We start from the raw sequence: 20,065 nt of genomic DNA, 5'->3' as shown, positions 1-20,065 counted from the left end.
GCAGGATGACCTGCGTCGCCGGACGCCGTCAAGCAGCCTTCTTCGCGTGCTTCTCGGGTGCCGCCGCGCCTGCACTCGCCCCCGCGTCCGCGCTTGCCGGATTGTTCGGATGCGTGGTCCAGTTCGCGTAGTCGCCCGAATCGACACGCTCCATCGTGATGCATTGCTCGACCGGACACACATGCATGCAAAGATTGCACCCGACGCATTCCGAATCGACCACTTCGAAGTGGCGCACGCCGTCCTTCGTCGCGGTGATCGCCTGGTGCGACGTGTCCTCGCACGCGATATGGCACAGCCCGCACTGGATGCAGCGGTCCTGGTCGATGCGCGCCTTGATGTCGTACTTCAGGTTCAGGTATTTCCAGTCGGTCACGTTCGGCACCGCGCGGCCGCGGATGTCGTCGAGCGTCGCGTAGCCCTTCTGGTCCATCCAGTTCGACAATCCGTCGGCCAGGTCCGACACGATCCGGAATCCGTAATGCATCGCGGCGGTGCACACCTGCACGCTGCCGGCGCCGAGCACCATGAACTCCGCCGCGTCGCGCCATGACGAGATGCCGCCGATGCCCGAGATCGGCAGGTTCGGCGTTTCCGGGTCGCGCGCGATCTCCGCGACCATGTTCAATGCGATCGGCTTGACCGCCGGGCCGCAATAGCCGCCGTGCGTGCCCTTGCCGTCGACCGTCGGCATCGGCGCCATGTGGTCGAGATCGACCGCGACGATCGAGTTGATCGTGTTGATCAGCGACACGCCGTCCGCGCCACCCTTGTACGCGGCACGCGAGCCCATCCGGATGTCGCTGATGTTCGGCGTGAGCTTCACGAGGCACGGCAGCTTCGTGCCTTCCTTCACCCAGCGCGTGACCATCTCCACATATTCGGGAACCTGCCCGACCGCCGCGCCCATCCCGCGCTCGCTCATCCCGTGCGGACAGCCGAAGTTCAGCTCGACCGCGTCGGCGCCCGTGTCCTCGACGAGCGGCAGGATCCATTTCCAGTCGCGCTCGTTGCACGGCACCATCAGCGACACGATCAGAGCGCGGTCCGGCCAGTCGCGCTTCACCTGCGCGATCTCTCTCAGGTTCACGTCGAGCGGACGGTCGGTGATCAGCTCGATGTTGTTCAGCCCCGCGATGCGCTGGCCGTTCCACTGCACCGCGCCATAGCGCGAACTGACGTTGACGACGTGCGGATCGAGCCCGAGCGTCTTCCACACGACGCCGCCCCAGCCCGCCTCGAACGCGCGGTTCACGTTGTAGGCCTTGTCGGTCGGCGGCGCGGACGCCAGCCAGAAGGGGTTCGGCGAAGCGATGCCCGCGATGGTGCAGCGAAGGTCGGCCATGGTCGGCTCCGTGAGAGTGGGGTCGTGTTGGTTGTGCTCGTGGTGGGTGACGCGCGTGGTGCGCTCACGCGGCCTTCGCGTCGCGCTGCGCGAGCGTTGCGTCGATCGATGCGGCCGCGCGCTTGCCGTCCTGCACGGCCTGCACCGTGAGGTCGACGCCGCCCGTCGCCGCGCAGTCGCCGCCGGCCCACACGTCGGGCCATGCGGTGCGCCCGTCGGCGTCCACCGCGATGCGCGCGCCGTCCGCCGTCAGCAGCGCGGCGTCGATGGCGTCCGGCACCAGCGTCTGGCCGATCGCCTTCAGCACCATGTCCGCCTCGACGGTGAAGCGCTCGCCCGATGCCGCCTCGAACTCGACACCCGTCACCTGCCCGTTCTCGCCCGCCATGCGCACCGGCTTCGCATGCGTGACGAGCGTGACGCCGCTCTTCTGCGCGAACTCGCGCTCGGCCCACGTCGCGCTCATCGCCTCCACGCCGCGCCGGTACACCATCGTCACGCGCTCGGCGCCGAGCTTGCAGCTCTGCACCGCCGCATCGATGGCCGTATTGCCGCCGCCGATCACGACCACGCGCCGCCCGACCGGCACGTTCTCCAGCGCATCGGCCTGCCGCACCTGCGCGATGAAATCGACCGCGTTCATCACGCCGTTCAGTTGCTCGCCGTCGATCGACAGCGCACGCACGCCGCCGAGGCCCATCGCGAGAAACACCGCGTCGTGCTGCTCGCGCAGCGCGTCGAGCGTGATGTCGCGGCCCAGCGCGACGCCGGTTTGCAACGTGATGCCGCCCACCGACAGCAGCCACTCGACTTCACGCTGCGCGAAATCGTCGACGGTCTTGTACGCGGCGATCCCGTATTCGTTGAGGCCGCCGCCCTTCGGGCGTGCGTCGAACAGCGTGACGCGATGCCCGGCGAGCGCGAGCCGGTGCGCGCATGCGAGCCCGGCCGGCCCCGCGCCGACCACCGCGACCTGGCGGCCCGTGTCCGGCGCGCGCGTGAAGCGCACCGCGCCGGTCTCCATCGCCCAATCGGTTGCATGCCGCTGCAGCGCGCCGATCGCGACGGGCTGCGCATCCTGATGGTTGCGCACGCACGCGCCTTCGCACAGGATCTCGGTCGGACACACGCGGGCACACATCCCGCCGAGCGGATTCGCCGACAGGATGTCGGTCGCGGCGCCCTTCAGGTTGCCGTTGCCGATCTTGCGGATGAAGCTCGGGATGTCGATCTGCGTCGGGCAGGCCTGCACGCACGGCGCGTCGTAGCAGTAGTGGCAGCGGCTGGCGGCGGCCGCCGCGGCAGTCGGATCGAGCAGCGGCGCGATGTCGGCGAATTCGCACGAGAGTTGCGTGGACGACAGGCGATGCGCGGCGATATCGCCGGTTGGCTGGGTGGTCATACGCGTTCCTTCGACTGGGTGGAGACAAAGCCGTCCTCGCCGGCTGCGCATGCACAGTCGGGGCGGTCGTTGTTAGGCATGCTACGGTCAGGCTGCCAGGCGTCGAGCAACCTGCCGGCAGCTACGGTCGCGGCGTCATGAAGCCGGCTCGCATGCGCGCGACAGCATCGCGTGCAGCAGCACGTTCGCGCCGGCCTCGATCCATGCGGGCGTCGCGTCCTCGATCTCGTTGTGGCTGATGCCGTCGACACACGGCACGAACACCATCGACGTCGGCGCGACCTGCGCGAGGTAGCACGCGTCGTGGCCGGCACCGGACACGATGTCGCGATGCGAGTAGCCGAAGCGATCTGCCGCGCCGCGCACCGCTTCCACACATGCAGGATCGAACGCGACAGGCTTGTAATAGAAAATCTGCTCGAGCTCGGTCTCGAGCCCGATCTCGCCCGCGATGCGTGCGACGCCGTCGCGCAGCGCGGCGTCCATCTTCGCGAGCACCGCGTCGTCCGGATGACGGAAATCGACGGTGAAGAACACGCGGCCCGGAATCACGTTGCGCGAGTTCGGGTAGACCTGCATCATGCCGACCGTCGCGCAGCCGAACGGCGCATGATCGAGGCCGATCCGGTTGACGAGATCGACCACGCGCGACGCGCCGAGCAGCGCATCGCGGCGGCGCGGCATCGGCGTCGGCCCCGCGTGCGCTTCCTGGCCGGTGAACGTGATCTCGTACCAGCGCTGCCCCTGCGCGTCGGTCACGACGCCGATCGTCTTGCATTCCGCTTCGAGAATCGGCCCCTGCTCGATATGCAGTTCGAACGCCGCGTGCAGCTTGCGTCCGCCGCACGGCACGTCGCCCGCGTAGCCGATCCGCGCCAGCTCCTCGCCGATCGTCTTGCCGTCCACGTCCTTGCGCGACAGCCCGTATTCGAGCGAAAACACTCCCGCGAACACGCCCGACGCAACCATCGCCGGCGCGAAGCGCGAGCCCTCCTCGTTGGTCCAGATCACGACCTCGACCGGATGCTCGGTCTCGATGCCGTGATCGTTGAGACTGCGAATCACCTCGAGGCCACCGAGCACGCCGTAGATGCCGTCGAAGCGGCCGCCGGTCGGCTGCGAATCCGCGTGCGAGCCCGTGACGACCGGCGCCGCATCGGCCACGCGGCCCGCGCGGCGCATGAACACGTTGCCCATCGTATCGACCGTCACCGTGCAGCCGGCGGCCTTCGCCCAGCTGACGATCAGGTCGCGCCCGGCCTTGTCGAGATCGGTCAGCGCGAGGCGGCACACGCCGCCCTTCGGCGTCGCGCCGATCTTCGCGACTTCCATCAGGCTGTCCCACAACCGCTTGCCGTCGACCTTGATCGACGTGTCGAAAGCTGCCCGCTTCACTGTTTCCGATACCGCGTTCATTCGTATCGCTCCTGTGGGGTCGGTGATGTCGTCAGCCCGGTCTGTGCCGGTGCGTGTCATGCCTGTTTCGGGGCAACGCCGCCCAAGCGCGGTGCATGCCCTGGTCGTTCGCGAAGATCGTCCGACGAATCGGGCCGAGAGGTTTCCGCTGCTCGTCGAATCCTGTCCGATCGGACAGGTTTTAGACGATCAAAATGACCAAATCAATCTCTTTCTTGCGTGAATGAATGGAGCGAGAAACGTGCCATCGCAACGCAGCATGGCGATGACTGCGCGAGATCGGCACGCGTGCGTTCGATGCGAATCAGCGGCTAGAATGAAGCCCAACGCGGCATGCCCGCCGCGCGAGGGCAACGATGAGACATGACCAGGCGGCAACCGCAGCCACCGACAGCGACGAAACGCCCGCGCCTTTGCGGCGACGCAAGGCGCACATCCGCGAGTCCAACGAAGCGCATCTGCTCGCCTGCGCGGAGGCCGTGTTCGCGGAACGTGGGCTCGACGGCGCGAGTACCGCGATGATCGCGGAGCGTGCCGGCCTGCCGAAAGCCAACCTGCATTACTACTTCCCGACGAAGCTTGCGCTGTACCGCCGCGTGCTCGACGACCTGTTCGAGGACTGGCATCGCGCAGCCGGTTCGTTCGAGGCCGACGACGATCCCGTCGAAGCGATCGGTGCCTACGTGCGCGCGAAGATGGCGCTGTCGCGGCGGCGCCCGCTCGGCTCGAAGGTCTGGGCCAACGAGATCATCCACGGTGCGGAGCACATGCAGGACATCCTGTCGGAACGCGTGAAGCCGTGGTTCGATACGCGCGTGAAGGTCATCGACGGCTGGATCGCGCGCGGGCTGCTCGCGCCGATCGACGCGCATGCGCTGATGTACCTGATCTGGGCCACCACGCAGCACTATGCGGATTTCGATGCGCAGATCCGCGCGCTGAGCGGCAAGCGCACGTTCACGCAGAAGGCGTACGACGAGAAGACCGAGCAGGTCGTGCAGCTCGTGATTCGCGCATGCGGCGCGGTGTCGCCGGAGGCAAAGCGACCGGCGTGAGCACTTTCGCGCGCGCTGCGCCACTGAGTGGCTCATCTCTGCGCAATCACTGGAAGCCTCGACAGCCGGTCGCCTTCAGAACGGAACCAGCTCCACGGCGTGGCTACTGGACCAGTGGGATTCGTTGTTGAGGACCTCGATCGCGCTGCGCGGAATCACGGGTTCCAGTTCCAGTTGCAACGTCAACCGGCTACCCGCCGCCGGCACGCCTTGCGCCAGCACCACGATGCCCGAGCCTGGACGCAAGCCGACTTTGCCGGCCGGCTCCGACGGTTGCTGGCCGGCATGCTCCACACGGCCCAATGCAACGGACTTCCCGTCCAGATTGGCGTCCCCGGCTGTCACGGAAAGCACGCCCTGCTGACCGAACCGGAACGCGCCGTCGTCCAGCGCATCGCCGCGCAGGAAAATCGCCATGCGCACCGGCTCCTTGCAGACGATGCTCACGGAAACCAGGCGTTTTCCCAACGAGTATCCGCGGGCCGATGCGGGCTGCCCCAGGATGGTTTGCCGGTACTGAGCACCGTAGTCCAGCTGCGCATGCCCGGCATGCATCTGGCAATTGTCCGCGGCCCGCGCGGCCCCGCTCAGGCTCAGGCCCGCGCACATCGTCCACGCCCACCGGCGGATGCATTTCGATTGTTGCAACATATCGTCTCTCGAAGCCAGGGGCTCATTGAAGGATGCATCGGGCATCGGCGCTTTCGAACAGCGCGCCGGAGCCTGTGGGCTCGGGCAACGCATACTGCAACCGGCACTGCCTGCCGTCCGGCAGCGCCACCGACAACACGTCGTTCCCGGCGCCGTTGTTCAGAAACACCTGCCCCTGCTCGAGCACCATGCCGACATACCGCTGGCGGCCATCCAGCACATAGGCGCCGGCGGGCAGCGGATTGCCGTCGGCGTCGCGCGCGTTGAGCAGCACCCGGCGCACGCGGGCAAGTTCGAAGTCGATCCGGTTCACCGATCCACGCCCTGGATCGACCTGCCGGGTACCGTTGCCGATATCGACGTTGCGCGGCAAGGTACTGGTCATCACCTCGACGCGATTACTGCTGTACGGAGAGAGTCGGGGCACCACGGCACGCCCCCAGAGGTCGGTCCACACCGGCCCCTGCGGCGTATTGATCTTCACGTTCGATACGCCCGACGCCGACACGATGCCGAACGTGTCTTGCACGGGATACGGCGAAAGCGTCACCCCGTTCGCGTGCAGCACGACGCCGCCCGAGGCCCCGGCGTAATACGATCGGGCGCGCCCGCCGGTATCGGAAAAGCCCAGGTTGACCTGGGCAATGCGCGGCGTCGCGGCCATTTGACCTGCCACGGCGTTGTTCCGGTCGCGCGTGTTGCGATCCACGTTGACCGAGTAATTCAGGTTATCGCCGATCCGTTCGCTGTAGCTGGTGCCGAAGCGCGTATAGCCGCTCGTATTGCTTGCATAGGTGCGGATACTGCGTTTGCCGAACGGGATGCTCAACGACGCGTAATAGGTGTTGCCGGGCCTGTCGTACGCGCGACTACCGTAATATCGGCCTTCCCGGCGCGTGCTGAGATCGCGCTCCACGTTCAGCGACACGGTGCCGAACGCGAAGCTCTTTCCCCACGACAGGTTCAGCCGCTGCGTACGCTCCCCGTTCTGTTGATTGGCGAACGAGTAGCCGAACGTCAAACCGCCCAGCCGTGAATCAGACCAGGCCAGGGTCGCGGTATGCCGGCTCCGGTAGCGCGATGCGGCAAAACCGGCCCGGCCGGTATCCGCGGTGAAGTCGTCCAGCGTGCGATAGCCGTTGCTCTGATACGCACTGCTGAAACTCACGCTCAGGTTCTCGTGCAGGCCACTGAAAATGCCCGAGACCTCGATTTCCGTTCCCGACTTTCCGGCGTCCAACGACACGCGCTGCTGTAGCTTGACGCTGCTCGAGCGCGACACGCGCATATCCACGCCCCAGCTGCCGGCCTGGTAGCCGGGCGCGAACAGCGCGGCGGCGCCGACGTTGCCATGCTTGCCGAGCGCCCAGTTGCCGCTCGCGCTCGCCACCCACGGATTGCGGGCCTTGTTGCCGTCGAGATTGCGACTCTTGCCGAGCGCGAACGCATAGCCCGGCCGCTGCCCGAGCGCCCCCGCACTGATCGACGCGGCGGGCACCACGAAGCTGCGCCGCGCGCCGTCGGATTCGATGACGGTCACCTCCAGGTCGCTGCTGTTGTTCAGGAGCGGCAGGTCGGTGAGCGAGAAAGGGCCAACCGGCACGACGGTGGTATAGATCAACCCGCCCGCCTGGCGCACCTCGACGCGCGCCTGAGATTGCGCGACACCCTCGACCATGACGATGTTGCGCGCCTGATTGCCCAGCGCCGCATCGGGAAATATTTGGACGCCGGTCAGCGGTGCGCCGGTCAGCACCGAGTTGGCGATGTTGATCTGTCCGACCTGCGCCGTAGCGCCCCAGCGCAGCCAGGTTCGCTGGCCATAGGCGTACAGGTGTCGACTCTGGAATCCTGAGTGATCCTGGCTTTGTGAATAGGCGCGACTGCGCAGGATCCAGTCGCCGGCATTCACGCCGAGCTCGGTGTTGAGCGACAGGAAGTTCGAGCCCGGCATGCCGCTCGACTCGCTGCGCATGGTCATCAGCTCGTAGTTGAGCAGCGCCGCGTTGCCGCCCCGGCTGTAGCCGGAGAAGTCAGCCACCGCCTGACGAAGCGCCGTGGTCGGCACCACCAGCCGCACTTCTTCCCGCCCGGGCTTCAGCGTCACGTCCGTGCCAGGGAAAGCCTGTGCGAAGTCGTAGCACGTGTCGGGTTCGGGGTCGCCGGGCACCGCGTACTTCGCATCGGGCACCACCAGTCCGGCCGCATCCAGAAACGCGCGATCGAAGCACAGTGCGCCGTTCTCGTCGAACCGCGTGTTGATCCGCCCCCGCCGAATGTCGTTGACGTAGACGACGACACGGCTGCGGCCCGGCTGGTAACGCGGTGCGCCGCGAAAATAGTCGGCGATCTGCGGATCGAGCCCGCGCTGCTGCAGGATGCTCGTATCGAAGACCGCATTGGCGGCGACAGGCTCGGCCGTTGCCTCCTGTGCGGCGGAGGACGCCGTGTCAGGCGGCGCGTCCACCTGTGCCTGCGCCCGCGGCGAATAGGCGCCGGCCAGCAACAACAACAGCGATGCGGCCGTCCCGCCGCAGTACACGCTCGTTTCACGCTGGCGCCGTATTCTGTGCGACGCGCGATCGACACGCATTACGGTTGCCTCGCGGTATCGACAAGCGGGGCGTCGTAGGTGTCGACCTCGTAGCCGTAAATCGTCGCGGGCGACAGCCTGACGCTGGTTGCGCGCGTACCCGCCCCTGACGGCAACGGAACTTCGACGGTACTGCCGGGCAGCACGTAGGTCTTGCCCAGATCGACCGCGGTCTTTTCCGGCAGGAGCTGCACGCCTTGGCCCAGACGCACCACGTATGGGCTGTCGTTGCGCGCGCGCAGTTTGCCGTCCGCCACCGACCATTGCAGCAGTGTCCATGGCGACGTGTGCTTCGCGAGCTTGGCGGGATGCACGATCAACGGCAGGTTCTGGCGGATCGTCATGCTGATGCGCGCGTTGCCGTCCGGGCCTTTGGGTGGAATGCCCTCGAACGTCACTCGCTTGAGCCGTTGCACCTGAATCGGCGCCGGGCTTTGCAGCATGAAACGCACCAGCTGCGTATCCTGACCTTCCACCCGGCTCACCGGCGGCACCGCCACGACCAGCAACTCTTGATCTTCCGGCGTGTTCTGTATGGACGTATGCAGCAGCAGTGGAATCGACTCTGTATTCCTCACGTTCATGGTGGCTTCGCCGTCTGCTTCGTTGACGATGACCACGGAAGATTCCGGCTGGACGCCCGAGGCTTCCGCAACGGCCGGAACACTCAGGCATATCGGCAGTCCAGCCGTCAGAATGACCTTCCTCAATGCGTGCCGGCACGACGAGAAGGACGGGAGATGAGACGAAAAACACACGACACTGCTATACATGATTAGCAATCCAACTTAAATGGATTTCAAGGATCGGAATGACCGTTACGTCCGAGTTTTGAGGAAATTCAAAAAGGGCGGCGGAATAGACAGCTGCGCCGGCGTGGCGTTAACGCCAGGCGCGATATTCGTGACGGGCGGACGTTACAGGTAGCGGAGTTCCAGCGTGGCGAAACTCTCGATCGCGAGCTCGTCCGTGAACACGATGCCATCTTCGAAATTAAGGATGGTGGATAACCGGCTCGTCGGTGTCTTGAATGCCACCGGCTCTCTTCCCTACCCCGCCCTCCAGCACCGCTTTCCGCGAATAGGGAGGGTCGCCCGGGGATATCACAGCGCCCAGATCCCCTCCCCACATTTATAAGACCAAGGCGGTTGCGTACCGTCGCGATTGTCGGTCACGTTGAATCCGACCTTGATCGGGTGCTGCCAGTTGATCGTCAACGGCAAGCCTCGCTCCATCCTCGCGGACCGGTTAGTGTAAAAATCCTTGCGCGACAGATTACCCAGATCAACGACGACGCCATTTCCCAGCGCGATGCTGCAAGCCCCAGCCGATCCGATTTTCGTCGTTAAGCTGCCTGCCGAAAATGAGCGTTCAAGAAACAATAGGCCGAACGTCAGCCGTCCGGGCCCGCTCCGACCGCGCCTTTCTACAGATAGGTCAGATCGAGGGTCGCCGAACCATCCAGATCGACATTGCCACTGGAAAGATCCAATTCCGACAATTTGTTGATCGTCAGGGTCGCCGCTAGAGGGAATGCGATGGACTTGTATGCGCCGGGCGTCGAACTTCCCGGATCCGCAAACGCTTTACGCGCGCTACCATTCGTCATCAGCCCCGCCTTGTCGTAAGCCCACGCGTCAGATCCAGCCGGAGCAGCCACGACATCCAGCTTGGCGTCACTGCCGTCGCTCGTGGCATAGAAAACACCCAGTGTGTAGTAGCCGACCTTCCCTTTACCCAGGCCGAACTCGAAGTCTTCTCCCGTGCCGCCGGCGGCCGTACCCGCGCGGTTGTCCCGCACGCTCAATGCGACCTTGGTAGCCGCATTGCAGGTGACGGCTACGGTCTGCCACTTAGGAACGAATTGCGTCGTCTTATTCTGGTGAAGATTTTCCGATGCGATGACGCCGAAATCGTAGACGCCACCGTTGCTGATCGTGAGGTTACACGCACCGTCGGGCACGATCTTGCCGGCGACCTTGATCTCCGCCGACGTGTCCGCCTGCGCATGACCGGCAACGACCAACGCACCGACAACCAGCCCCAGTCCTGCGAGTTTCTTCTTCATCACCTTATTCCAATAAAAACGAACCAAAAAGTGAAGGCCCGCATCAAGCATGGCACGTGCCGATATCGGACACCCCGTCGCGCCACCACGCGGATACATTGACCACCCGGTGCCTGTTATTTCCGAACCCACGCCACCGTCACGGTTTGAAGAACTTCCCCCGAACGTAGTGGACCAATAAGCAGCCCGCTTACCAGAGGAGTCAGTCATGAAATGAGAAGATCGCTACAGATATACCAGTTCCAGGGTCGCGGAACCGGCGATCTCCATCTCGTCGGAGAACGGAATGTCTTGGGGCTTGAAAGAGATCGAGATCTCCAGCATGTCTTCCATCCACCTGCCCGCCACCGGGTCTGATTCTCCCCACAAGCCCCACGAATAGGTGCTCCCGCGGTGCACATTCCATCCGCCCCAACTAGGGGTCTTCCACTCGCCATATTCTCGGAGAAGTGATCGAACTCTTTTTCCGTCGACCGCGCGGTAGTCATCGACACTTAACGCCATGGAGTACCAACCAATTTCCGGATTGCTCAGACCAAATGAGAACTCACTCTGACCGTTTCCGATGTTGTCGATCAGCACGAATCCGACCTTGGTCGGGCGCGGACAGCTCACATGAAACGGCATACGGCGTGTAAGCGTAAAGTACGAATCCTTAGGAAAATCGTCTTTCGACAGATTGCCGATGTCGACGACGCCGCCGTTTTCCAGCGTCAAGTCGCACGCGCCGACCGATCGGATTTGACCGTTGAGACTCAGGTCGACCTGGCCGTTGAATTTAAGATCCTCCGCCGATGCAGCACCCGTGCTCGACAATGTGCAGGCCAGCACGGAAAGTACACACCACTGCTTCAAGCTCATCTGAATATCCCTCTCATTTGGAATGGCATAGGCGTCCGCCTGCCGGATTGTCATTCGAACGTGAATCGTTCGTCGCCATTCGCGTCGTGCCGACGGTCCGATTCACCCCATTCCGACGTGCGTCTCTTGAAGGCGCGATCACCCGACGCTCGCAGTCACGCGACATCTGGTGCCCACGCGTCGACAGCCGCTACGCTAATTCCAGCCCCCAAGAACGGCAGCAATACGGCCCGATGTCTCGTCACTCAGGCCTCGGCGCAAAAACAAGCGCTTGAGAGAAGCGACCCGAACGTCAGCCGTCGCAGCTGTCCGACATCCTGACCCAGTCCGGATCGCACCTGTTTACAGATAGGTCAGTTCGATAGTCGCCGAGCCATCCAGATCGACACTGCCGCCGGAAAGATCCAGCTCCGACAATTTGTTGATCGTCGGGATCACGGTCAGATTGGCCGTGACGGTCTTGTATGCGCCGGGCGTCACGTCACCCGAGTTCGCAAACGATTTGCGCGCGCTACCTTTCGTCATCAGCCCCGTCGCGTCGGAAGCCCACGCGTCAGATCCAGCCGGAGCGGCCACGATATCCACACCGCTCTTGTCACCAGTGGCACCGCCCAGACTCAGCGTGTAGTAGCCAACTTTCCCGTTGCCCAGGCCGAATTCGGTGTCGTCGCCCGTGCCACCGGCGGCCGTGCCCGAACGATTGTCCCGCACGTTCAACGCAACCGTGGCGGCCGCATTGCAGGAGATGGACACGGTCTGACGCTTTCCCGGGAGTTGCGTCGCCTTATCCTGGTGAAGATTTGCCGACGCGATGGAGCCGAAATCATAGACACCACCGTTGCCGATCGTGAGATTGCACGCATCGGGCAAGATCTTGCCGGTGATCTTGATCTCCGCGGAGGTTTCCGCCTGCGCATGACCGGCAATGCCCAACACGCCTGCAACGAGCCCCAATCCCGCGAGTTTCTTCTTCATGTCTTACTCCAATAAATATGAATCGAAAAATGATGGTCCGCCAAACGTGCAAACACCGGACAAACCGTTGCGCCATCGCGTGGACAAATTTATCGCCCCGGCACCAATACAGGCCATTCGGAAGAGTCTGTTTTTCACCCAGAAATATCTGACCAGCCACTCAGATCATTCGCGATCAATCTGCGTTCAAGTATGGTTAGCAGCAATCTCACCCAAACGAACACTCGATGGCCCGAATGGTTCTTTCTGGAAAAGCGGTCCCAGCCCGGCAACGGCGTCAACCGAAAGCCAGAAGGGCTACCAGGCTACGGATGGTGTGTTTGGCCAATAAAGATCAATTGAGCAGAGGGGACCGTGAATCGTCGTATTGTGATCGTGGACGACCATCCACTGATTCGAATGGCAGTGCGAGCGATTCTGGAGCGTGACGGCCATGAAGTCGTCGCGGAGTGCCGCACGGGCGTGGACGGCGTCCAGGCCGTACGGGCGCTCAAGCCCGATCTGGTCGTCCTGGATCTGGTCATTCCCGATCTGGACGGCTTCTCGGTCATGGATCGCCTGCGCGGCGCAGAACTGGACGCCAGCATCCTGGTGCTCACGTCTGGCGACACGCGCAACTATGCGATGCGTTGCCTGCAAGCCGGCGCGTCAGGCTTTGTCTGCAAGGACGACGGGCTGGATGAAATATCCAAGGCCGTCAAGGCACTGCTCGCCGGCTATTCGTATTTCCCGCAAGTGGTCACCAACATGCTTCGTGAAAACCTGCAGGAGATCTCGGCAACCGAAAGCCTGGGTCTGGCCGCAGAACTCGATGGGCTCACCGACCGCGAAATGACGGTCCTCGGCCTTTTGGTGAAAGGAATGAACAACCAGGAAATCGGCCGCACGCTCATGCTCAGTCACAAGACGGTGAGCACCTACAAGATACGTCTGATGAGCAAGCTCAACGCCCCGAACATGGTCGAACTGGTGAAGGTCGCGCAGCGCAATGGCATCGCGACATCCTAGCTGTTTTCGTAGCGATCGATTGACGCGCACACGCGGGATGTCCAGAACAAAACGGGCGACAGGCAACGCGCGGAAGATTCCCGTGCGATGCCCGTCGCCCGCGTCGCAGCGTGCGTACTACGCGTGATGCGTTACACGATGCGTTCGATCGCGATCGCCGTCGCCTCGCCGCCACCGATGCACAACGACGCCACGCCACGCTTCATGCCATACGTTTCCAGCGCGGCCAGCAGCGTCACCATCACGCGCGCGCCCGATGCGCCGATCGGATGGCCGAGCGCACACGCACCGCCGTGCACGTTGACCTTGTCGTGCGGCAGGTCGAGATCGCGCATCGCAGCCATCGCGACCACCGCGAATGCCTCGTTGATCTCGAACAGGTCGACGTCGCGCAGGTTCCAGCTGGTCTTCTCCGACAGCTTGCGCAGCGCGCCGATCGGCGCGGTCGCGAACAGGCCCGGCTTGTCCGCGTAGGTCGAATGCCCGACGATCACGGCCTTCGGCGTGAGGCCCAGGCGCTCGGCTTCCGAGCGGCGCATCATCACGAGCGCGGCCGCGCCGTCCGAGATCGACGACGCATTCGCGGCCGTCACCGTGCCGCCGTCGCGGAACGCAGCCTTCAGCGTCGGGATCTTGTCGAGCTTCGCCTTGCCCGGCTGTTCGTCGATCGACACGACCGTTTCGGTCTTGCCGGCCTTCACGGTCACCGGCGCGATCTCCGACACGAAGTGCCCGTCGGCGATCGCCCGTTGCGCGCGCGTCAGCGATGCGATCGCGAACGCATCCTGCGCCTCGCGCGTGAACTGGTACGCCTGCGCGCAATCCTCCGCGAACGTGCCCATCAGGCGGCCTTTCTCGTACGCGTCCTCGAGCCCGTCGAGGAACATGTGATCGAGCACCTGCCCGTGCCCCATGCGCATCCCTGCGCGCGCCTTCGGCAGCAGGTACGGCGCATTCGTCATGCTCTCCATCCCGCCCGCGACGGCCACGCCTGCCGAGCCCGCCAGCAGCAGGTCGTGCGCGAACATCGCGGCCTTCATCCCCGAGCCGCACATCTTGTTGACCGTGGTCGCGCCCGCCGCGAGCGGCAGCCCGGCCTTCAGCGCGGCCTGCCGCGCCGGCGCCTGGCCCTGGCCCGCCGGCAGCACGCAGCCGAACACGATTTCATCGATGCGCTCGGCCGGCACGTTCGCGCGCTCGAGCGCCGCGCGAATCGCTACCGCGCCGAGGTCGCTCGCGCCGGCGGCCGCCAGGTCGCCCTGGAAACCACCCATCGGCGTACGCGCCATACCCACGATTACGATCGGATCCTGAGTCGTCATGATTCGCTTCCTCCAGTGTCAGCGCGGTGCCATGCGCAACGCGCCATCGAGACGGATGACTTCGCCGTTCAGCATCGTGTTTTCGGCGATGTGGCGCACCAGCGCCGCAAATTCCTCCGGGCGGCCAAGCCGCGGCGGGAACGGCACGCTCTTGCCGAGCGCGTCCTGCACGTCCTGCGGCATGCCGGCCATCATCGGCGTCGCGAAGATGCCCGGCGCGACCGTCACGACGCGAATGCCGAACCGCGCGAGCTCGCGCGCGATCGGCAGCGTCATGCCCACCACGCCGCTCTTCGACGCCGCATACGCGGCCTGCCCGATCTGCCCGTCGAACGCCGCGACCGACGCGGTGTTGACGATTACGCCGCGCTCGCCTTCCGCATTGGGCTCCTGCTTCGACATCGCGTCGGCGGCCAGCCGGATCATGTTGAACGTGCCGACCAGATTGATCGACACCGCGCGTGCGAAGCGGTCGAGCGAATGCGGGCCCTCGCGGCCCACCACCTTCTCGCCCGGCGCGACGCCTGCGCAGTTGACGAGCGCGTCGATGCGGCCGAACGCGTCACGCGCGGCGGCGACGGCCGCCTGCCCATCGGCTTCGCTCGTCACGTCCGTCTTCACGAAGCGCGCAGCCGCGCCAAGCTCGTGCGCGAGGCCCGCGCCGGCTTCTTCGTTGACGTCCAGCAGCACGGCCTTGCCGCCTTCCGCGACCACCATGCGCGCCACCGCGGCGCCGAGGCCGGAACCGGCGCCCGTGATCAGAAAAACGCGATCCTTGATATCCATTCGCAGTCCGTACAGGTTGTGTTCAGGGTTGAGCGGCCTTCTCGGCTTCCATCTTGCGCAACACGAAGCGCTGGATCTTGCCGCTCGGGGTTTTAGGCAGCGCGTCGACGAAGTCGATCGCGCGCGGATAGGCGTGAGCGGACAGCCGCCGCTTCACGTGCAGGCTCAGTTCCTCGGCCAGCGCCGGCGTGCCGTCGTAGTCTTTCGACAGCACGACGAACGCCTTGACGATCTCCGTGCGCTCCGCATCGGGCACGCCGATGACGGCGGCCTCGCTCACGGCCGGATGCTCGATCAGCGCGCTTTCCACGTCGAACGGGCCGATCCGGTAGCCGGACGACGTGATCACGTCGTCCGCGCGGCCGATGAAGCTCACGGTGCCGTCCGGCTCCAGCTCGACGTTGTCGCCGGTCCGGTAATAGCCGCCCGCGATCGCCGGCGTGTCCTGCTGCCAGTAGCCGTGGAACCACAGCAGCGGCGAGCGCGCGATGTCGATCGCGAGGTTGCCGGGCTCGCCGGGGCCGAGCTCGCGGCTCGCGTCGTCGAGCACCGCGACGCGGTAGCCGGGCATCGCCAAGCCGGCGGAGCCGGCGTGGACCACATGCGCGAGGCCGTGGTGGTTGTTCACGACCATCCCGAGTTCGGTCTGGCCGTAGTGATCGTAGATCGGCGCGCCGAGCGCCGCGTCGAACCAGCGCACGACTTCCGGATTCAACGGTTCGCCCGCGCTGCTGACCACGCGCAGCTTGCCCTTCAGCCGCGCCGCCGCCTCCGTGCCGGCCGCCATCAGCATCCGGTAGGCAGTCGGCGAGCCGGCGAGGCTCGTGATCCCGAGCCGTTCGATCACGTCGTACGTGCTGTCGACCGTGAAGCTGCCCTCGTAGAGCGTCGTCGCGTGGCCCAGCAACAGCGGGCCCGTGATCGCGTAATAGAGGCCGTACGCCCAGCCCGGATCGGCGATGTTCCAGAACCGGTCGTCGGCACGCAGGTCCACCGCTTCACGCATGTACGCGCCGAACGCGAGCAGCGCGCGCAGCGGCACCGGCACGCCCTTCGGCAAACCCGTCGTGCCCGACGTCGACATCATCATGAACAGGTCCGTCCCCTTGCGCAGCACCGGTTCGAACGCGTCGGACTGCGCATCGAGCACCGCACGGAAATCGATGTCGCGCGCCGGCAGCGTCTCGCCCGGCTCGCGCACCGTCGCAACGTGCGGGCAATCGGCGATCTCGTCGAGCTTCGCGCGGTTCGCGACGTTGGTCACGACCAGGCGCGCATCGCTCATGCGCAGCCGGTGCTCGATCGCTTTCGGGCCGAACGCGGTGAACAGCGGCTGGTAGACGGCACCCGCGCGCCACGTGCCGAGGATCGTCGCGACAAGCTCGGGCGTGCGCGGCAACAGCCCCGCCACCACGTCGCCCGGCTTCACGCCCTGCGCGACCAGCAGGTTCGCGACGCGTGCCGACAGCGCCTTCATCTGCGCAAACGTGTAGCGGTGATGCTGCCCGCCCGCGTCGATCCAGTCGAGCGCGATCGCGTCCGCGGATGCGTGCCGGTCGCAGCATTCCACGCACGCGTTCAGGCCGCGCTCCAGGTCGCCGTGCAGTTGCTGCTCGGCGGTCTCGATACTGAACCGGGCCACGGCGTCGGCGTAGGCCGGCACCGCGCGGGCGGTAGCTCCATCAGACATGCGTGTCTCCTGTGCGTTATGGCCGCCGGCGAGCCAGGGGCGCGACGGGGATAGTTCGATAGTAGACAGCCCGTACATTGCAATCAATGACAAACCGAATCTAGAATCGTGATCGCTTTTGCCATGTCGGGAGGATGCAGGAAAATGGGGCCGCAGATGATTTCGCCGGATTTCGTCGACGACGCGCTCGCGTGCCTGCGCGGGCAAGGCCTTCCGACGGAGGCAGTGCTGCGTGCCGCCGGCCTGCCGGCCGCCGTGCGCGAGCCCGTCACGCCGCAGCAGTACGGCAGGCTGTGGCTCGCGATCGCCGGTGCGCTCGACGACGAATTCTTCGGGCTCGCCGCGCGCCCGATGCGGCGCGGCAGCTTCACGCTGCTGTGCCATGCGGTGCTGCACGCCGGCACGCTCGACAAGGCGTTGCGGCGCGCGCTGCAGTTCCTGCGCGTGGTGCTGGACGAGCCGCATGGCGAGCTCGTCGTGGCCGATGGGCAGGCGCAGATCGTGCTGACGCAGACGGGCGCGCCCTACCCGGCGTTCGCGTACCGGACGTTCTGGCTGATCCTGCTCGGCGTCGCGTGCTGGCTGATCGGCCGGCGCATCCCGCTGCAGCGCATCGACTTCGCGTGCCCGAGCCCCGGCCAGCGCAGCGACTATCACCAGTTCTTCGGCGTGCCCGTGCATTTCGACCGGCCCGACAGCCGGCTCGCGTTCAACGCCGCATACCTCGCGCTGCCGACGATCCGTTCCGAGCAGGCGCTGAAGACCTTCCTGCGCGGCGCGCCCGGCAACCTGCTCGTCCGCTACCGGCACGATACGGGCTGGGTCGCGAAGACGCGCGCGCAGTTGAAGGCGCTACCGGCCGCGGAGTGGCCCGACTTCGATACGCTGGCCATGCGCCTCGGCACGACGCCCGCGACGCTGCGGCGGCGTCTGCGCAGCGAAGGGCAAAGCTTCGCGGCAATCAAGGACGAGCTGCGCGGCGCGCTGGCCCAGTCGTTGCTGCGCGGGCATGCGCTCGGCGTCGCGGAGATCGCGGCCGAGCTCGGCTTCACCGAGCCGAGCGCGTTTCATCGCGCATTCCGGAAATGGACAGGCACGAGCCCGGGTGCGTTCCGGCGGGACGTGCATGCGGCGGAGGGGGAGCCGGGGGGCGCGAACGGATGATGCGGCGGGCAGTCGTCAACACCGAATGCCCGGCCGGCACGGAAACGCTCACGCGACGCCCTGCAGCGGCCGCGAGAACAGCTTGCACCCCGCGTAGTAGACGAGCGACGTCAGCGACAAACCGACGATCCACGACACGTCCGCGCCGCCGAGCCGGCTCGCCAGTTCTCCCGTATAGAGATCGGTCGCCATGAACGGCGCCTGCGCGACGATGCCGATGAAATACGAGCCGACGGCGATCGTATTGAAGCGCCCGTAGATGCCGCCGTCCTGCCGGAAGAACGAGTCGACGTCGTACTCGCCGTGACACACGAGGTAATAGTCGACGAGGTTGATCGCGGTCCACGGCACGAGCACGTACAGCAGCAGCAGGATGAAGTTCGTGTAGCCGGCGAGGAAATTGTCCTGCCCGAACAGCGCGATCGCGAGCGCGATGCCGCACAGGACGATCGCGGTGATCGCCCGCGCCCGCGCCTTGCCCGACCACGATGGAAAGAGCGTCTGCAGCACGGTGATGGCCGACAGCGCGCCGCAATACAGTTCCATCGCATTGCTGGCCGCGATGCCGAACGACAGCACGACGATCACGAGCACGCTGATCCCTTGCGTGAGGCCCGTGAGGCCGCTCACGACATTGCCGTCGGGCGTCGCGAGCCCCACCAGGCAACCGAGCAGCATCGGGAAGAACGAGCCGAGCACGCAGCCCCAGTAACTCGACCAGAACGCCGTGCGCGGCCCGGTATCGGGCGGCAGGTAGCGCGAATAGTCCGACACGTAAGGCGCATAGGCGATCTGCCACAGCGCGGCGACCGACATCGCGCCCAGGAACCCTGACAGGTTCAGCGAATGCTTCGAGAACGTATCGGCGGGCAGTCCGTGCACGAAGATGATCCACACGAACGCCAGCACGAGCACGCTGCCCGAGCACCAGCTCAACAGCCGCGCATACGCGTGGATCAGCTTGTAGCCGTAGATCGATCCGAGCAGGCTGATCAGGCCGATCACCACCACGCCCGCATCGAGCGGAATGCCGGCGTTCAGGCTGTGCAGCGCCTGCCCGCCGAACACGCAGTTCGACGCGAAGAAGCCCACATACATCACGACCACCAGCCCGACCACGAGCAGCGCGCCGAACGACCCGAACTGCCCGCGGGTCTGGATCATCTGCGGCACGCCGAGCTGCGGCCCCTGCGCGGAATGCAGCGCCATGAACACCGCGCCGATCAGGCTGCCGACGAGCGTGGCGAGCGCCGCCCACCAGAACGGCTGCTTGAACACCGTGGTCGCGAGCGATCCGGTAACGATCGTCAGCATCATGATGTTCGACCCGAACCAGATCGTGAACAGATCCTTCGCGCTGCCGTGCCGCTCGGTCAGCGGAATCGGCTGGATGGTGCTTTCCTCGAGATGAGCAATGGACTCGCCCTGACTCATGTCGTCTCCTTGTTTCTGTTGTGATGTTCGTGGATTCGGGAGCTGAAGGGTGACCGGGAATACGTGGCCGGCTCAAAGCCGTGCGGACTTCGACGCGCGAGCCATACCATTTGCATTCCTTACCAATATGCAGTCAGCGGCACATCGCCCTATCGCGATCACCGCCCACGACACCCAGTCTTCACCCGGTCAGGTTGCCGCTCCGGTGGCCGCACGCAATTGGCTCGTCGCCGAACCGGATCCTGTGGTTTGGCGCGCTTGCGCCCGACGCTCATCGGGCGCAAGCGCGTCGCTC

The 20,065-nt window shown here is 65.3% G+C and carries 17 protein-coding genes; 4 read left to right on the top strand and 13 right to left on the bottom strand.

Annotation, left to right across the window (positions count from 1 at the left end; genetic code table 11):
• Positions 1-28: 28 nt before the first annotated feature.
• From preA to CFB40_RS35840, 3 genes are all read right to left on the bottom strand, one after another.
• Positions 29-1,345: an NAD-dependent dihydropyrimidine dehydrogenase subunit PreA gene (gene preA, locus CFB40_RS35850; RefSeq protein WP_089434072.1), complete on the bottom strand. Its 1,317-nt coding sequence runs from the start codon at positions 1,343-1,345 to the stop codon at positions 29-31.
• Between the two features lie 64 nt (positions 1,346-1,409).
• A complete protein-coding gene (locus CFB40_RS35845; protein ID WP_089434071.1) occupies positions 1,410-2,747 on the bottom strand; it encodes an NAD(P)-dependent oxidoreductase in 1,338 nt (445 codons plus the stop codon).
• A 135-nt stretch (positions 2,748-2,882) separates the two neighbouring features.
• Positions 2,883-4,163 (bottom strand): Zn-dependent hydrolase, encoded by a 1,281-nt coding sequence (locus CFB40_RS35840; RefSeq protein ID WP_089434070.1) that lies wholly within the window; start codon positions 4,161-4,163, stop codon positions 2,883-2,885.
• 356 nt (positions 4,164-4,519) lie between these two features.
• Here CFB40_RS35840 and CFB40_RS35835 point away from each other — a divergent pair, with 356 nt between their 5' ends.
• Positions 4,520-5,218, top strand: coding sequence for a TetR/AcrR family transcriptional regulator (locus CFB40_RS35835; protein ID WP_089434069.1), 699 nt, complete (start codon positions 4,520-4,522; stop codon positions 5,216-5,218).
• Positions 5,219-5,293: 75 nt separating this feature from the next.
• Here the strand turns inward: CFB40_RS35835 and CFB40_RS35830 are convergent, their stop codons facing one another.
• The 6 genes from CFB40_RS35830 to CFB40_RS35805 all read right to left on the bottom strand — a co-directional run bounded on the left by CFB40_RS35830 (position 5,294) and on the right by CFB40_RS35805 (position 12,366).
• A complete protein-coding gene (locus CFB40_RS35830) occupies positions 5,294-5,869 on the bottom strand; it encodes a hypothetical protein (RefSeq protein ID WP_089434068.1) in 576 nt (191 codons plus the stop codon).
• A 22-nt stretch (positions 5,870-5,891) separates the two neighbouring features.
• Positions 5,892-8,462, bottom strand: a complete 2,571-nt coding sequence (locus CFB40_RS35825) for a fimbria/pilus outer membrane usher protein (RefSeq protein ID WP_089434067.1) — start codon at positions 8,460-8,462, stop codon at positions 5,892-5,894.
• Positions 8,462-9,235, bottom strand: coding sequence for a fimbria/pilus chaperone family protein (locus CFB40_RS35820; protein WP_089434066.1), 774 nt, complete (start codon positions 9,233-9,235; stop codon positions 8,462-8,464). The genes CFB40_RS35825 and CFB40_RS35820 overlap by 1 nt, the downstream gene beginning before the upstream one ends.
• Positions 9,236-9,888: 653 nt before the next feature.
• Complete coding sequence (locus CFB40_RS35815; RefSeq protein ID WP_179255342.1) at positions 9,889-10,530, bottom strand: DUF1120 domain-containing protein; 642 nt, start codon at positions 10,528-10,530, stop codon at positions 9,889-9,891.
• A gap of 225 nt (positions 10,531-10,755) precedes the next feature.
• The gene (locus CFB40_RS35810; RefSeq protein WP_089434064.1) at positions 10,756-11,445 is read right to left on the bottom strand and encodes a DUF1120 domain-containing protein; all 690 of its coding nucleotides are present in this window, start codon (positions 11,443-11,445) and stop codon (positions 10,756-10,758) included.
• A 288-nt stretch (positions 11,446-11,733) separates the two neighbouring features.
• Positions 11,734-12,366, bottom strand: coding sequence for a DUF1120 domain-containing protein (locus CFB40_RS35805; protein WP_089434063.1), 633 nt, complete (start codon positions 12,364-12,366; stop codon positions 11,734-11,736).
• On the opposite strand from CFB40_RS35805, the gene CFB40_RS38450 reads away from it, so the two are divergent.
• Entirely contained in the window at positions 12,365-12,697 is a 333-nt protein-coding gene (locus CFB40_RS38450) for a hypothetical protein (protein ID WP_143329951.1), read from the top strand. The two genes, CFB40_RS35805 and CFB40_RS38450, sit on opposite strands and share 2 nt — an antisense overlap.
• Positions 12,698-12,720: 23 nt before the next feature.
• Complete coding sequence (locus CFB40_RS35800; protein ID WP_089434062.1) at positions 12,721-13,374, top strand: response regulator transcription factor; 654 nt, start codon at positions 12,721-12,723, stop codon at positions 13,372-13,374.
• A 131-nt stretch (positions 13,375-13,505) separates the two neighbouring features.
• On the opposite strand, the gene CFB40_RS35795 is transcribed toward CFB40_RS35800, so the two are convergent.
• Genes CFB40_RS35795 through CFB40_RS35785 form a run of 3 tightly spaced genes read right to left on the bottom strand, consistent with a single transcriptional unit; the run spans position 13,506 to position 17,172 of the window.
• Positions 13,506-14,696: an acetyl-CoA C-acyltransferase gene (locus CFB40_RS35795; RefSeq protein WP_089434061.1), complete on the bottom strand. Its 1,191-nt coding sequence runs from the start codon at positions 14,694-14,696 to the stop codon at positions 13,506-13,508.
• An 18-nt stretch (positions 14,697-14,714) separates the two neighbouring features.
• Entirely contained in the window at positions 14,715-15,482 is a 768-nt protein-coding gene (locus CFB40_RS35790) for a 3-hydroxyacyl-CoA dehydrogenase (RefSeq protein WP_089434060.1), read from the bottom strand.
• Between the two features lie 22 nt (positions 15,483-15,504).
• Positions 15,505-17,172, bottom strand: a complete 1,668-nt coding sequence (locus CFB40_RS35785) for an acyl-CoA synthetase (protein WP_089434059.1) — start codon at positions 17,170-17,172, stop codon at positions 15,505-15,507.
• A 144-nt stretch (positions 17,173-17,316) separates the two neighbouring features.
• Between CFB40_RS35785 and CFB40_RS35775 the strand changes: the two genes are divergently transcribed.
• Positions 17,317-18,336: an AraC family transcriptional regulator gene (locus tag CFB40_RS35775; RefSeq protein WP_089434058.1), complete on the top strand. Its 1,020-nt coding sequence runs from the start codon at positions 17,317-17,319 to the stop codon at positions 18,334-18,336.
• Between the two features lie 48 nt (positions 18,337-18,384).
• On the opposite strand, the gene CFB40_RS35770 is transcribed toward CFB40_RS35775, so the two are convergent.
• Positions 18,385-19,770 carry a purine-cytosine permease family protein gene (locus CFB40_RS35770; RefSeq protein ID WP_089434057.1) on the bottom strand — a complete coding sequence of 462 codons (1,386 nt, stop codon included), beginning with the start codon at positions 19,768-19,770 and terminating at the stop codon, positions 18,385-18,387.
• Positions 19,771-20,065 lie beyond the last annotated feature (295 nt).

The organism is Burkholderia sp. AU31652, from assembly GCF_002223155.1.
Classification (GTDB): Bacteria; Pseudomonadota; Gammaproteobacteria; order Burkholderiales; family Burkholderiaceae; genus Burkholderia.
The sequence above is the reverse complement of the archived record's forward strand: the minus strand, read 5'-3'. Positions and strand labels throughout refer to the sequence as shown.